Origin of the sequence: Suipraeoptans intestinalis, from assembly GCF_034091795.1 — a bacterium.
In the GTDB taxonomy this organism is placed as follows: Bacteria; Bacillota; Clostridia; order Lachnospirales; family Lachnospiraceae; genus Suipraeoptans; species Suipraeoptans intestinalis.
In genome coordinates this window covers 18,807-34,114 of sequence record NZ_JAXFXH010000007.1, presented here as the reverse complement: position 1 = coordinate 34,114, position 15,308 = coordinate 18,807, and the positions used below count along the sequence as shown (strand labels likewise).

Sequence of the window (15,308 nt, the reverse complement as noted above, 5' to 3'; positions counted from 1 at the left end):
GTGGAGGAAATTATGATCATCGGGAAGAGAAACGGAAACCAGGAGGAGTATTGTGCCGCCAAGATCAAGCGCGCCATGGCCCTGGCTTTTCACAGTGTGGGCGGGGTTTTGTCTGCAGAAGAGGGAGAACAGCTGCTTCAGGGAGTGGAGAGAAAGATCAGAGAAAAAGCGGGCGCAGGAGAGTATGTGTCCGTAGAAGAAATACAGGATTATGTAGAGCAGACCCTGATGGAGGGGAATTACTACAAGGAGATGAAAAGCTATATCCTTTACCGGGAGGAAAGGACAAAGAAACGGAAGACAAGGCAGAAGTTTGAGGTGCAGTTTCCGAATCGTCCGGATCTGGTGAAAGCCTTGTCCCGGATCCAGAAGGATTTTGTGGAAGAAGAGTATGATCTGGAACATTTGCATGGAAAGTTTTATACCTTCAGCAAGCCGGACACCTCCGAAGAGGAAAAGCTGACCATGCTGATCAAGGCTGCGGTGGAGCTGACGACCCAGGAGGCTCCCAGGTGGGAGATGATAGCGGCAAGGCTTCGGCTGGTAGAGTTCCATCATGGACTGGAAAGGACGATGAAAAAATACCATATTCAGAATTTCTACGAAAAAATCCTCTATCTGACGGAAGAAGGGCTTTATGGAGATTATATCCTGAAAGCCTACAGCAGAGAGGAGATTCAGGAGTTTGAAGCCTGGCTGGAGGATTCCCGGAATCAGAAAATGAATTATTCCGGACTGGAGCTTCTGCTTTCCCGTTATGTGATCCGTACCGGAAAGGGAGTTCCCATGGAATCTCCGCAGGAAATGTTTATGGGAATCGCCATGCATCTTGCCATGAAAGAAGAAAAGCAAAGAAGCAGCTGGGTCAGACGGTTTTATGATATGCTCAGTCTGCTGCAGGTGACGATGGCCACTCCGACGCTTTCCAATGCAAGAAAACCGTATCACCAGTTGTCCTCCTGCTTTATAGATACCGTGCCGGACAGTCTGGATGGGATCTACAGGAGCATTGACAATTTTGCCAAAGTAAGCAAATTCGGCGGAGGCATGGGCATGTATTTTGGAAAAGTCCGTGCCAGCGGCAGCGCCATTCGGGGATTTGAAGGGGCGGCAGGCGGCGTGATCCGCTGGATCCGCCTGGCCAATGATACGGCAGTGGCGGTAGACCAGCTGGGGATGCGTCAGGGGGCAGTGGCAGTGTATCTGGATGCCTGGCACAAGGATCTCCCCGAATTCCTGAATCTCCGTACCAACAACGGAGATGACCGTATGAAGGCGCACGATGTATTTCCCGCAGTCTGCTATCCGGATTATTTCTGGCAGCAGGCGAGGGACAATATAGAAGGCGACTGGTATTTGCTGTGCCCCCATGAAGTACTGACGATAAAAGGATATTGTCTGGAAGACTGCTACGGAAACGAGTGGGAAGAAAAATACCGGGACTGCATTCAGGACAGCCGGATTTCCAAAAGGGTCATCCCCATCAAGGAAATCATCCGTCTGATCATTAAAAGCGCCGTGGAGACAGGAACGCCGTTTACCTTTAACCGGGATATCGTAAACAGGACCAATCCCAACCGGCACAAGGGGATGATCTACTGCAGCAACCTCTGCACGGAGATCGCACAAAATATGAGCGCCATACAGCAGACGGAGCAAAGGATCGAAACGGTGAACGGAGAAACGGTGGTGGTGACTGTCACCAGACCGGGAGAATTTGTGGTGTGCAACCTGGCAAGTCTGTCTTTGGGCAATCTGGATATGGAAGATGAAAAAGAGGTGGAGTTTGTCACAGAAAGTGCAGTCAGAGCGCTGGACAATGTGATCGATCTGAATTTCTTCCCGGTACCTTATGCAAAGGTCAACAATGAAAAGTACCGCCCCATTGGTTTGGGAGTCAGCGGATATCACCATATGCTGGCGAAAAAAGGTATCATGTGGGAAAGCGAAGAGCATCTGCAGTACGTGGAAAAAGTATTTGAAAACATCCATTATGCAGCGATACAGGCAAGCAGCCGGATCGCAGCGGAGAAAGGAAGCTACGGCTATTTCGAGGGCAGCGACTGGCAGACGGGCGAGTATTTCACACAGCGGGGTCTGACGGAAGGGCGCTGGGAAAACCTGCAGAAGGAAGTGAAGGAGCAGGGCTTAAGAAACGGCTATCTCCTTGCCGTTGCGCCTACCAGCAGCACCAGCATCATCGCCGGGACGACGGCAGGACTGGATCCTATTATGAATCGGTATTTTCTGGAAGAGAAAAAGAACGGACTGATGCCAAGAGTGGCGCCGGAGCTTTCAGAGGACACCTTCTGGTACTACAAAAATGCACATTATATTCAGCAATCCTGGTCGGTGCGTGCCTGCGGGGTACGGCAAAGGCACATAGATCAGGCCCAGAGTATGAATCTTTATATTACCAATGATTATACGTTCCGCAGAGTGCTGGAGCTGTATATCCTGGCCTGGGAATGTGGGGTGAAGACCCTTTACTATATCCGTTCCAAGAGTCTGGAAGTAGAAGAATGTGAAGTTTGTTCCTCATAGAAGAAGGGAAGGGAGAAAAGAAATGGAGACATTATCCAGAAAGCCTCTGTTTAATCCGTCGGGAGACACGGAGGTCTTAAAAAGAAAGATGATGGGAGGAAATACCACCAATCTGAACGATTTCAACAACATGAAGTATGAGTGGGTCAGCGACTGGTACCGGCAGGCGATGAACAACTTCTGGATCCCGGAAGAGATCAATATGGGAGTGGACATCAAGGACTATCGGAAGCTTCCGGCGCCGGAACGGAGGGCCTATGACAAGATCCTGTCCTTTCTGATCTTTTTGGACAGCATCCAAACGGCCAATCTTCCTCATGTGGGCGCTTATATTACAGCCAATGAGGTCAATCTGTGCCTTGCTATCCAGACCTTCCAGGAGGCGGTACACAGTCAGAGCTACAGCTACATGCTGGATACGATCTGCGAGCCGCAGGAAAGAAATGAGGTACTGTATCAATGGAAGGATGATCAGCACCTTTTGGCAAGAAATGAATTTATCGGAAATCTGTACAATGAATTCCAGGAGGAAAAGAGCGCGGAGGTGCTGGTAAAGACCCTGGTAGCAAATTATATTCTGGAGGGCGTCTATTTTTACAGTGGGTTCATGTTTTTTTACAATCTGGGGAGAAATAACAGGATGCCGGGATCTGTTCAGGAGATCCGTTACATCAACCGGGATGAAAACACCCATCTTTGGCTGTTCCGCAGCATCCTGCTGGAGCTGAAAAAAGAAATGCCGCAGCTGTTTACCGAGGAAAAGGTGCAGTTGTACCGGGATATGATCCGGGAAGGCTGTGAGCAGGAGATCAGCTGGGGGCATTATGTGATCGGCGATGAGATTCAGGGACTGAACAGACAGATGGTGACGGATTATATCCGTTATCTGGGAAATCTTCGCTGTACAAATCTGGGATTCGATCCTATTTATGAGGGATACGACAAAGAGCCGGACAGCATGTCCTGGGTCAGCCAGTTTTCCAACGCCAACATGATCAAGACCGACTTTTTTGAAGCAAGAAGTACCGCCTACGCAAAGAGCAGTGCATTGGTGGATGATCTGTAAATCTCAACGAGACACAAAAAACAGCCGTCCTGAACGGGAATACCATTCAGGACGGCTGTTTTCTTCTGCCTAATCTCATTTGTGTATAACTTTTAAATATCTAAAGCCAAGTGTTTATCTAGATAAAAGGTACATCTAAATTTTGATTAAAAAAAGAATTAAAGCTTAACTACGTTTACAGCCTGAGGACCTTTGGAGCCTTCTGTTACGTCATACTCTACTTCCTGTCCTTCTTCAAGAGACTTGAATCCGTCCATGTTCAGTCCTGAATAGTGAACGAATACGTCGTTTCCGGACTCATCAGAGATGAAACCATAACCTTTTTGATTGTTGAACCACTTAACTGTACCTTTCATTGTGTTACCTCCGTAAAAATAAATAGATAAATTAGAAACTGCATTGGCGTACAAAATCAACCAATACCATGTCACATTAGCACATATTTATAAAAAAGTCAACGAATAAAAGAAAAATTTTTTAGAAAATAACCAAAAGGGATTCGGGTTTTGGGCAGACATTTGCTTGACGAAGAACTTTGAAACGTGTAAAGTAATAAAAAGACGGAAGGTACCAGTACCGCCGGAAATCTTGAGGAGAAAGAAACGAAAGACTATGATTACACTGACCGGAAAGAAAATATCGGAAGGGATCGCCATTGGGAGGCTTTCCTTCTATAAGAGAGACAATAAGGAGATCAGACGTATCTATGTAAAGGAAGTAGAAAAAGAAGTGCAGCGTTTTGAAAGAGCCAGAAAAAAGGCGGTTCAGGAGCTGAGACTTCTTTATGATACGGCATCTCAGGAGGTAGGGGAGGCCAATGCGGCTATTTTTGAGATGCAGCAGACCGTTTTGGAGGATGATGATTTCATCAGGCAGGTCACAGCCATTATTGTAGAGGACAAATTAAATGCTGAGTATGCCGTGCAGGAGGTGGCGGGAGGCTTTTTGACCAGCGCCATTGCGGCCAATAAAAACTACGTGCAGGGACATGAGGCAGATATCAAGGATGTTTCAGGAAGAGTGCTCCGGATCCTGTCCAGGAGCTGGAAGGATCGTATGCTGATGGATGAGCCGTTTGTTTTGGGGGCGGGAGAGTTGTTTCCCAGCGAGGCGATCGAACTGGACAAATCCAAGGTGCTGGGATTTGTGACCAGATACGGAACCATCAATTCCCATACGGCGGTCCTGGCACGGACCAAGGGGATCCCGTCTGTCATAGGACTGGGAGAAGCGCTGAAAAATGAATATGACGGCAAGATGATCATTGTGGATGGATTTGAAGGAAAGGTTTACATTGAACCGGACTATGGCACCATCACGAAGATGCGCCAGAAGCAGGATACCACGAAGGAAAAGCATAAGAATCTGGAGCGTTTGAAAGGAAAGGAAAATATCACCCAGAGTGGACAGAAGATCGACATCTGTGCCAATATCGGGACGAGAGAAGATATAGAAAATGTAATCCGAAGTGATGCCGGGGGAATCGGACTGTTCCGCAGTGAATTTCTGTTTTTGGGACAGGGAACCAAACCGCCGACAGAAGAGCAGCAGTTCCAGGTATACAAGCTGGCGGCGGAAGCAATGGGAGATAAGCGGGTGGTCATCCGGACGGCGGACCTGGGAGGAGACAAGAGACTGGAATATCTCGGGATCGGGGAAGAGGCGAATCCGGCTTTAGGCTACCGGGGCATCCGGGTTTCCCTGGAAAAGGATGAAATGTTTAAAACCCAGCTGCGGGCGATCCTGCGGGCATCCGCTTTTGGAAATCTGGCGGTGATGTTCCCGATGGTGACTTCCGTGGAAGAGGTGACTCGCGCCAAGCTGATTCTGGACAAGGCGAAGAAAGAACTGAAGGAGAGTAAGATCCCCTTCCGTCAGGACATACCGGTGGGGGTGATGATCGAGACGCCGGCCGCCGTTATGATCAGCGGAGAACTGGCGCGCAATGCGGATTTTTTCAGCATCGGGACCAACGATCTGACACAGCTGACGCTGGGAGTAGACCGTCAGAATGAGAAGATGGAGAAGTTTTATCATCAGCACCATCCGGCGCTTTTGAAAATGATCCGGATCATAGCCAACAATATCCATCTGGAAGGAAAACATATCAGTATCTGCGGAGATCTGGCAGCCGATCTGGAGCTGACAGAATATTTCCTGCAGATCGGAATTGACGAGCTGTCTGTAGCGCCCAATGAAGTACTGGCGCTGCGAAAGAAGATCCGGGAGATCCAATAGACAGGGAGCGCACAGACAAGGAAGCAATTATCAAAAACCAGCAAAGGGCAAAAGCCAAAGGAGGAAGACAGATGAAAGAATTTACGTATGTGATTGCAGATCCGCAGGGGATCCATGCAAGACCGGCAGGACTGTTTGTGAAGAAGGCAAGTGAGTTTGCATCTTCCGTTGTGATCGGAAAAGGGGAAAAGAGTGCGGATGCCAAAAGGATTTTCGGCGTGATGGGTCTGGGAGTAAAAAACGGAGACGAAATTTTTATAAGAGTGGAAGGCGCTGACGAAGAGAATGCAGCGGAAGTGCTGGAAGCCTTTTTGAAAGAAAATCTGTAGGACGGACGCTTCGTGACGGGCGCAAAGGAAAAACGGCCCCTTTTTAGGAAAGGATGAAGACCATGATTACATTGACGGGAAAAAGTGTGTTTGGCGGGATCGCTATCGGGCCTCTTGTGTTTTACAAGAGAAATGAGATCACCATTAAAAGGAACCGGATCGAGGATACAGAACAGGAGATCCGGCGCTTTACGGACGCCAGAGATCAGGCGGTTTCTCAGCTGAAGGCACTTTATGAAAAAGCTTTGGAGGATGTGGGAGAGTCCAACGCCATGATCTTTGAGATCCATCAGATGATGCTGGAAGATCTGGACTATCAGGAATCTGTGGTAAACATTATCACCACCCAGGGGGTCAATGCGGAATATGCCATCGGGACGACGGCGGACAACTTTGCAGCCATGTTTGCAGCTATGGACGATGCCTATATGCAGGGAAGGGCAGCAGACGTAAAGGATGTGTCGGAAAGACTGCTTCAGATCCTTTCTGACAACGGCGGAGAGGGGATGAAGCTGACCGAACCGGCGATCATTGCGGCAGACGATCTGGTGCCCAGTGAAACAGTGCAGCTGGACAAGGATAACGTTCTGTCTTTTATCACCATGTTCGGTTCTGCCAACTCCCATACAGCTATCCTGGCAAGGACCATGAATATCCCCGCGGTCATCGGCCTGGGAGAAGCTCTGAAGCCGGAGTATGACGGCAGGCAGGCTGTGGTAGACGGACTGGAGGGTGTCGTTTACATTGATCCGGATGCTGCGACTCTGGCAAAAATGCGGAGCAAACAAGCGGAAGAGCTGGCAAAAAAAGCACTTTTGGAAGAATTAAAGGGCAAAGAAAATGTGACGAAAAGCGGACAGAAGATCCATATTTATGCCAATATCGGCAATCTGGGGGACGTGGGGTCTGTTCTGAAAAACGATGCCGGAGGGATCGGTCTGTTCCGCAGTGAATTTTTATATCTGGAGAGTGAAACGTTTCCGACGGAAGAACAGCAATTTTCCGTGTACAAGACAGTTGCGGAAAATATGGCGGGTAAACGGGTGATCATCCGTACCCTGGATATCGGAGCAGATAAGCAGGTGGGCTATTTTGGCCTGGCCCAGGAAGAGAACCCGGCGCTTGGTTATCGGGCGATCCGTATCTGCCTGAAGCAGCCGGAGATCTTTAAGACGCAGCTGAGAGCACTGTACCGTGCTTCCGCATATGGGCAGATCGCCATTATGTTCCCTATGATCATTTCGGTGGAGGAAGTAAGAAGGATCAAGGATATCGTCCGTGAAGTCAAGGAGGAGCTGCGGGAAGAGGGGTTTGCTTTCCGGGAGGATCTGGAGCTGGGTATTATGATCGAGACACCGGCGGCTGTGATGGTCAGCCGTGACCTGGCAAAAGAGGTGGATTTTTTCAGTGTGGGAACCAATGATCTGACACAGTATACCCTGGCTATCGACAGACAGAACCAGAAACTGGACGATTTTTATGATGCGCATCATCCGGCAGTACTGGGAATGATCCGGATGGCAGCAGAAAGCGCACATGCGGAAGGAAAGTGGATCGGCATCTGTGGAGAGCTGGCGGCGGATCTGAGCCTGACAGAGGTTTTCCTGGATATGAAGATCGATGAACTTTCGGTGGCGCCCTCTATGGTACTTCCGCTGAGAAAAAAAGTCAGGGAAAGTCTTTAGAAGGCCGGGGCAATCGGAACGTCCGGCGAAAAAACGGACGAGAGTGCCTAGAAGGACGGTGGATGGACTGTCGAAAGATAAAAAGAAAAACAGCAGGGGTGGAAGCTTAGGCTTCTGTCCCTGTTTTTGTATGCCTCTACGGACTTTCCTACCTTAGGTCAACAGGGACTTTCTTTTGAGGTTATGGACCAACACGTTTTGTCCTATAAGCTAAAAGTTATGAAGGAAGATAGGGAGAAAAGCTGAATTAATAAGGAGAGGTTATAAATTCTATTAAAAAATCATCAGAGTAGATTGGTTTACATTGAGAATCCGGTTTGCTAGAATAACTATGTTATGAAGAAGTGAAGGAAGAGAGGAAGAGGAGGAACAGTATGTTAGAAAAAATGTTTAAGCTGAGTAAAAATGGCACGGATGTCAGGACTGAGCTTGTAGCAGGGGTGACGACATTTATGACGATGGCTTATATTCTGGCCGTCAATCCCAATGTGTTGTCAGCGACGGGCATGGACAGAGGAGCGGTGTTTACAGCGACGGCGATCGCTTCCTTGCTGGGAACGTTGATGATGGCGGTACTGGCTAACTATCCGTTTGCACTGGCGCCGGGGATGGGACTGAATGCCTACTTTGCCTATACGGTAGTTCTGGGAATGGGATATTCCTGGCAGATGGCGCTGGCGGCAGTATTTGTAGAGGGAATCATTTTTATCCTGCTTTCTTTGACCAACGTCCGCGAAGCTATTTTTAATGCGATCCCCAAAAATCTCAAGGCGGCAGTCAGTGTGGGGATCGGCCTGTTTATTGCGTTTATCGGACTGCAGAATGCAAAGATCGTGATCGGAGGAGCGACACTGGTACAGTTGTTCTCTCTTGAAAATTACAATGCGGTAAACGGAGTGGAAGCAAGCTTTCACGATGTAGGGATCACAGTGATCCTGGCGATCCTGGGGATCTTTATCACAGCGATCCTGGTGATCTTAAATGTAAAGGGAAATATTTTATGGGGAATTCTGGCGACGTGGATCCTGGGGATCATCTGCCAGGTGACGGGTGTGTATGTTCCGAATCCGGAGCTGGGATTCTTTTCTCTTCTTCCTGATTTTTCAGGTGGTGTGGTCGTACCCAGCATAGCGCCTATCTTTGGAAAGTTAAGCTTTAAAAATCTGCTGAGCCCAAGTTTTGTAGTGGTTATTTTTGCGTTTTTGTTTGTGGATATGTTTGACACACTGGGAACTCTGATCGGAGTTTCTTCCAAAGCGGGGATGCTGGATGAAGACGGAAAGCTTCCGAAGATCAAAGGAGCCCTGTTGGCGGATGCCATTGCTACCACGGCGGGAGCAGTTCTTGGAACTTCTACGACTACGACTTTCGTGGAAAGCGCGGCAGGTGTATCAGAAGGCGGAAGGACCGGACTTACGGCAGTCACAACAGCGATCCTGTTTGGTCTGTCTTTGCTTCTGGCTCCTATTTTCCTGGCAATCCCTGCATTCGCAACGGCGCCGGCGCTGGTGATCGTGGGATTCTATATGCTGACCAATATTGTGGAGATCGACTTCACCGATATTTCCGAAGCGATCCCATGCTATATCTGTATCGTGGCGATGCCGCTGTTTTACAGCATTTCTGAAGGAATTGCAATGGGAGTGATCTCCTATGTGGCTCTGAACCTGTTGACAGGTAAGGCGAAAGGAAAGAAGATCAGCATTCTGATGTATGTACTGGCCGTTTTGTTTGTGCTGAAGTATTTTGTGCTGTAGAAAAAGAAGAAAGAAAGTGCCGTCAGGGCGTCGTTTTCTGTGAGGGAAAGGACAGGGAAAAGACGGCTGATGGATTTTAAGAATAAAAAGCGAAAGCGTTTTTCCAGGCAGAACGAAGAGAACTGCTCAAGGAAAAACGCTTTCGCTTTTTGCTTGCAGTCAAAATGGCATTTTGCGAGTTATATTTCAAGAGTTATAGCCCAACACGTTTTGTCCTATAAGCCCAAAATGGTTTCGCTTTAAAAATAAAATAAATCCTCAAACTTTTTATCAAGAGCAATACATAAGATGAGTGCGAGTTTGGCCGTAGGGTTAAACTGTCCCGTTTCAATCGAGCTAATAGTATTGCGGGATACACCTACCATTTCGGCAAGTTGTGTTTGAGACAGCTTGCGCTCTGATCTTGCTTCTTTCAAACGATTTTTTAATGTCAGTTTTTCATCCATAATCTTTTCATACCTTTAAAAAATTTTGAAATAAAATCTTAAAAACAGCACCAGATAGAAAAGCATAGTAGCACAAAACATGACCGTAAAGAAAATGGTTGTTTTCGTTCTGTTTTGGGTAAGCTGATATGCAAAGTTGGAGAAACAGGTAGTATGAACCAACAACCCCATAATATACCGGGTGGAATCATCCAGTTCGACAAGCTTTGAAAGCGCGATCCACAAAAACACCAGAACACCAATGGAAAAATTGGCTCCTTTTAATCCAATGTACTTTGTTCGTTCGTCAGAAATATCATTTTCCAGACGGCTCTTTTCCAAAATTTCTTCTTTCTTCATGATAAACACCTCCATTTTTCTTTGCCAAGTTTACTTGGTGTCATTATAATATCACTGCCAAGTTTGCTTGTCAATATCAAATGCCAAGTTTTCTGTGCATGAAAAAAAGTGGAATTTTAGGTAGACTTTTATTTACAGCCAATTATGCTGTGAGCATCTGCCTAAATATAAGAAAAAATTTATTTTTTGTATTGTAGCATAAACCGGTCGGAAAAGTCTGCATTTAATAACAGTTCTGTTAAGTTCCATTTCTGGAAATCGAAACATGCTTTGTGTTGAAGGTTTGCATACTCAAAATCTGCTAAAAATTGTTGTAAAAATCCTTTTGGCAACAGTTGTGCAGGAAAGTGAACTGGAATTTGAGGTACATTTTGAATCTTGGAAACTTGAAAACATTAGTTCTTTTAAAGAAGGGCAAGCAGAGGACAAAATTCCTGACTATAGTCCAAAAATCAAATGAAAATGAAAGGAAATGAGAAGGATGAAGAAAAAAAGATGGTTTGGGATACCATTATCCCTAATGGTGGTATTCAGTGTGTTATTCCAGGGATTTGGCACGACAGTGTTTGCGGAAGAAGCAGCCAAGGTTGTGGACACGGTGATCACAGATTTTAGAATTGAAAAACCAAAAGGAACGGAAGCCACAGAGATCAATAAAAACGATTCCTTTTATATTGCAATGGATTGGAAGGTACAGGACGAGAATGCTGTCCTGAAGGAGGGAGATTATTTCGATATTCAACTTCCTGATAATATGCGTTTTCCGCCATCTTTTTCTCAGTCGGATTTTGATCTGACCGATGCAAATGGAGAAGTGATAGCACGTGCGCATGTTACTCCGGGTGCGAATGATTCGGCGGGAGGGACGATTCGTGTAACATTTAATGATAAGATCAACAACAAATATAATGTCAAGGGGACGATTTATTTAGGCGCTCTGTTCAACAAACAGAAAACGAAAGATAATGAAATAAATACGTTTGAGGTCTCGGTTAACGGAAAGACGACATCCACAGAATTAAAAGTCACAAAAATAGGGCTTCCAAGCGATCATGTTCTTTCCAAATGGGGAGAACGGGTAACGGAAGGTGGTCAGACGGTCAATAGAGTCAAGTGGTATGCAACGATCAATTACCGAAAGTCGGATTTAAAAAACTGTGTGATAAGCGATGAAATAAGTGGAGAGGAAACCTATATTACCGATTCCTTCAAGCTTTCTGAGGTAGAGTATAATGATGAGGGTGGAACAGTCAAGACGATCAGCGTCGTAGATATTGCCGGAAAACTTACTTTTGGATCCGGAAACAAGTCTTTTGCGCTGAATCTTGGAGATGCTGGAACCAAGCAGTACAGATTAAGCTATGAGACAACCTATACACCTAAGACAGAGTTGACAAATAAGTTGAAATTAGTGTTCGATGGCGAGAGTAAGGAATACACATCAACCTTTAAGGATTCGAACGCAGGCGGAACGGCGGGAGGAAATCTTGCCAGCAAAATCAAGCTGACCAAAGTGGATGCAGAGGACAATTCCGTCGTATTGGCGAACGCGGTGTTTGAAGTTACGGGACCGGATGGGAATAAATTTGAGCTGACAACAGGTACGGATGGAACTGTGACTTCGGGAATATTAAAACAAGGTACGTACAAAGTAAAAGAAAAAACAGCGCCTAAGGGGTACCTGCTGAATGAGGAGGAGTATACTCTCGAGGTTACACCGGACGGAGGAGCTTTAAAAACAATTAAAGATGAGCCTAAGAAAATAACAGTGGCAGTAGAGAAGAAGTGGATCGGTCCAGCGGGTAATTCGGTTGTCATACATCTTTATGCAGATGGAAAAGATACAGGCAAAACGGTGACTCTGAATGCCCTAAGCAACTGGAAAGGTACGTTCGACAATTTGCGTCAGTATAATACAACGGGAGAAGAAATCCAGTACAGTATCAAGGAAGATGCAATAGAACATTATAAGTCTGAAATAACAGGAGATGTGGCAACTGGATTTACGGTAAAAAACGTTAACACGGAGAAGAGAGAAGTTTCGGTGACGAAGCGATGGGTCGGGAAGGCAAAGGATTCTGTAACAATCAAGCTGCTTGCGGATAACGCGGAGAAGGAAACAGTCACTTTAACGGCGGCAGATGATTGGAAACATGTTTTCAAGAATCTTCCCAAATATGACGAAACAGACGGTCATGAAATCGTTTATACGTTGGAAGAAGTGAAAATAGATGGTTACAATATAGGAATGACGGGGACGGCAGATACCGGATTTACAATTACCAATACCATAACCGGAAAAGTTTCAGTGCCGGTGACCAAGACATGGATAGGAAAGGAAAGAGATTCGGTAAAGATTCGCTTGTATGCAGGTGAAACGGAGATGGATTCTGTCGTATTAACGAAGGCAAACGGCTGGCAGCATACGTTTACCAATCTCGAAAAGTATAAGGATGGAGAAGAAATCAAGTATAGCATCAAGGAAGATGTGATAGAAAATTACAAGTCTGAGATTACAGGGGATGCTACATCCGGATATGTGGTAAAAAATACCAATACAGAAAAACTATCTGTTCCGGTAACCAAACAATGGATAGGCAAGGCGACCGATGCGGTGGAAGTTAAGCTTCTTGCAGATGGCCAGGAGAAAGAGAGCGCCGTTTTAACGGCAGAGGATAGCTGGCAGCATACATTTAAAAATCTCCCGAAGTATGATGAGACAGATGGGCATGAAATTGTGTATACTGTCGATGAAGTAAAAGTGGATGGATATACGACGGGTATTTCAGGAACAGCCGAAGAAGGGTTTACAATTACCAATACGATTACAGGCAGAGTATCCGTGCCGGTTACGAAGAAATGGGTGGGTGATGCAGCGGACAATATTACCGTACATCTTTATGCAGATGGTAGGAAGGTAGATACGCAGAAACTGTCTAAAGAGAATCACTGGCAGTATACCTTTAAAGACCTTGATCAGTACAAAGATGGAAAAGAAATCATCTATACGGTGGAGGAAGAAAGAATTTCCGGATACACGATGACGATGGCGGGGGACGCCAAGAGTGGTTTCGTGATCACGAATACCAAAGATGTACCGAAAAAGCCAAACAAGTCAACACGTACACCAAAGACAGGAGATAGCAGTAATTTCCTTCTTTACGGAAGTATAGCCGTGGTTTCTCTGGGAGCAGTGTTATTCTTGTTCGGTAGAAGAAAAAAACAGAGATAGATTATAGGAGTATCAGCAGTCGGGAGATTTTCTTGGCTGCTGATTTTTTTGTGGCGATATGGCATACCAGACGCTTGCTTTTGTTTGAAAATCGTCTTTATCTGTAGTAAAATAACAGGTATTATATATGATTTATGGACTTGTGCAAGTGTAACATTTTGCAATAAGAACGGGGTAGTTCTATCTGAAATAGCATAAGGAAATACGGATTGATATGTTATCCAGTTTTTGAAATTATATGGTTGGCCAATTTGAGTGTCTATACATTGATGAAAATGCATGTGCGACCAACATGGATCTTAGGGTCTCAGTACAAAGATTATGAAATGAAAAAAATATAGAGAGGATTAGAACATGAAATTATCTGCAGGACAGGAAAGGTGCCAGTCTCAGATCTTAAACCAAAAGCAGCTCCAGTCTTTGGGGATACTGGAGCTTTCCGTAGAAGAGTTGAAAGAACGGTTTTATCAGGAATACCTGGAAAATCCCATGGTAGATTATAAGGAAACGGGGAGCCAAAGCTGGAGGGAAGAGTCCTTTCACAGGGAGCAACAGGCAGAAGAGAGCGGGTGGAGGAAGGAGATCCTGGAACAGATTGATTTCCGTCAGTATTCCGGAAAAGAAGAATACCTGTTTCGGTATCTGGTGGAAGTGCTGGATGAGGATGGATTTTTTCGCCTGGCGCCGGAGGCGATCGCAAGCTCGGTCCACTGCGAAACAGAGGAAGTGGAGGCCTGCCTGGACATTCTGATGAAGCTGGAGCCTCTTGGAATCTTTTCTTCGGATGTGCGAAGCTTCCTGATCCGACAGATCCGGGCAGAAGAAAAGGTGGATGAGATCCTGCTGCAGATGGTAGAGGAGGATCTGGAGGAGGTGGCAAAGGGGCACATCAGCAGATTGTCCAGAAAATTTTCCCTGTCTACAGCAGAGATCAGAAAAAAAATAGAGGCGTTGAAAAAATTCCAGATGAGTCCTCTGACACCGCAAAAAGAGGGGGAGACGATCTATGTGGAGGAAGACATCACTATCACGGAAGAACAGCAGGCATTGAAAGTCTGTCTGAATGAAAGATGGATGCAGTCTTATTGCCTGAATGCCAATTACATCCGGATGATGGAAGAAAGCAATGAGAAAGAATTGGTAGCGTATTTTCAAAATTCTGTGAGAAAGTACCGGAAGCTGCTGGAGCATACCAAACGGAGAAGGGATACGCTGCTTCAACTGGCAGAACTGGCAGCCGACGTTCAAAAGAAATACCTTCTGGGAGAAGGAGAGAAAAAACGGCTGACCATGACGGAACTGGCGGAACAGATGGGAATAGGGATTTCAACAGTTCACCGAGCTGTAAAGGGCAAATACGTCCGGTTGCCCAAAGGAGATGTGGTGCCCTTTGCGTCTTTCTTTCAGGGAAAAGGAGTGGTACTTCCCAAAAACGGGGAAGCCGGACCGGAAGTGGATAAGGGAAAACCCGGCAGCAGGATCCAAAGCGGAGACGATATAAAAGCCAGGATCCGGCAGTTGACAGAGAGAGAAAATAAACAGGATCCTCTCAGTGATGAAAGGATGGAGAGTCAATTAAGGGAAGAGGGCATCTTTGTGAAAAGAAGAACGATAGCAAAGTATAGACAGGAGATGGGAATCCCGGGAAGGGCAGATCGAAGGGAATAGAGGG

At 46.2% G+C, this 15,308-nt stretch carries 12 protein-coding genes; 9 read left to right on the top strand and 3 right to left on the bottom strand.

Features of this window, described 5'->3' with window-relative positions:
- Positions 1 to 12 precede the first annotated feature (12 nt).
- Together SOW26_RS02090 and SOW26_RS02085 are read left to right on the top strand one after the other, a co-directional pair.
- On the top strand, positions 13 to 2,544 hold the full coding sequence (locus SOW26_RS02090; protein WP_276959688.1) for a ribonucleoside-diphosphate reductase subunit alpha: 2,532 nt from the start codon (positions 13 to 15) through the stop codon (positions 2,542 to 2,544).
- Positions 2,545 to 2,566: 22 nt separating this feature from the next.
- Positions 2,567 to 3,610, top strand: coding sequence for a ribonucleotide-diphosphate reductase subunit beta (locus tag SOW26_RS02085; protein WP_154476281.1), 1,044 nt, complete (start codon positions 2,567 to 2,569; stop codon positions 3,608 to 3,610).
- A gap of 158 nt (positions 3,611 to 3,768) precedes the next feature.
- On the opposite strand, the gene SOW26_RS02080 is transcribed toward SOW26_RS02085, so the two are convergent.
- On the bottom strand, positions 3,769 to 3,966 hold the full coding sequence (locus SOW26_RS02080; RefSeq protein ID WP_154476280.1) for a cold-shock protein: 198 nt from the start codon (positions 3,964 to 3,966) through the stop codon (positions 3,769 to 3,771).
- Between the two features lie 256 nt (positions 3,967 to 4,222).
- On the opposite strand from SOW26_RS02080, the gene ptsP (SOW26_RS02075) reads away from it, so the two are divergent.
- From ptsP (SOW26_RS02075) to SOW26_RS02060, 4 genes are all read left to right on the top strand, one after another.
- Positions 4,223 to 5,848: a phosphoenolpyruvate--protein phosphotransferase gene (gene ptsP, locus SOW26_RS02075; RefSeq protein WP_154476279.1), complete on the top strand. Its 1,626-nt coding sequence runs from the start codon at positions 4,223 to 4,225 to the stop codon at positions 5,846 to 5,848.
- Between the two features lie 71 nt (positions 5,849 to 5,919).
- Complete coding sequence (locus SOW26_RS02070; RefSeq protein WP_154476278.1) at positions 5,920 to 6,177, top strand: HPr family phosphocarrier protein; 258 nt, start codon at positions 5,920 to 5,922, stop codon at positions 6,175 to 6,177.
- A gap of 62 nt (positions 6,178 to 6,239) precedes the next feature.
- Complete coding sequence (gene ptsP, locus SOW26_RS02065) at positions 6,240 to 7,862, top strand: phosphoenolpyruvate--protein phosphotransferase (RefSeq protein WP_276959686.1); 1,623 nt, start codon at positions 6,240 to 6,242, stop codon at positions 7,860 to 7,862.
- A gap of 374 nt (positions 7,863 to 8,236) precedes the next feature.
- Positions 8,237 to 9,619 carry an NCS2 family permease gene (locus tag SOW26_RS02060; protein WP_154476276.1) on the top strand — a complete coding sequence of 461 codons (1,383 nt, stop codon included), beginning with the start codon at positions 8,237 to 8,239 and terminating at the stop codon, positions 9,617 to 9,619.
- A gap of 239 nt (positions 9,620 to 9,858) precedes the next feature.
- On the opposite strand, the gene SOW26_RS02055 is transcribed toward SOW26_RS02060, so the two are convergent.
- Complete coding sequence (locus SOW26_RS02055) at positions 9,859 to 10,065, bottom strand: helix-turn-helix transcriptional regulator (protein WP_320651809.1); 207 nt, start codon at positions 10,063 to 10,065, stop codon at positions 9,859 to 9,861.
- A 15-nt stretch (positions 10,066 to 10,080) separates the two neighbouring features.
- Positions 10,081 to 10,404, bottom strand: coding sequence for a DUF6442 family protein (locus SOW26_RS02050; RefSeq protein WP_320651808.1), 324 nt, complete (start codon positions 10,402 to 10,404; stop codon positions 10,081 to 10,083).
- A 265-nt stretch (positions 10,405 to 10,669) separates the two neighbouring features.
- Between SOW26_RS02050 and SOW26_RS02045 the strand changes: the two genes are divergently transcribed.
- The 3 genes from SOW26_RS02045 (at position 10,670) to SOW26_RS02035 (ending at position 15,304) form a co-directional block, all read left to right on the top strand.
- Positions 10,670 to 10,864, top strand: a complete 195-nt coding sequence (locus SOW26_RS02045; RefSeq protein WP_276959680.1) for a hypothetical protein — start codon at positions 10,670 to 10,672, stop codon at positions 10,862 to 10,864.
- A gap of 21 nt (positions 10,865 to 10,885) precedes the next feature.
- The gene (locus tag SOW26_RS02040) at positions 10,886 to 13,636 is read left to right on the top strand and encodes a Cna B-type domain-containing protein (RefSeq protein WP_276960209.1); all 2,751 of its coding nucleotides are present in this window, start codon (positions 10,886 to 10,888) and stop codon (positions 13,634 to 13,636) included.
- A 354-nt stretch (positions 13,637 to 13,990) separates the two neighbouring features.
- Positions 13,991 to 15,304, top strand: coding sequence for an RNA polymerase factor sigma-54 (locus SOW26_RS02035; RefSeq protein WP_320651807.1), 1,314 nt, complete (start codon positions 13,991 to 13,993; stop codon positions 15,302 to 15,304).
- The last annotated feature ends 4 nt before the right edge of the window (positions 15,305 to 15,308 follow it).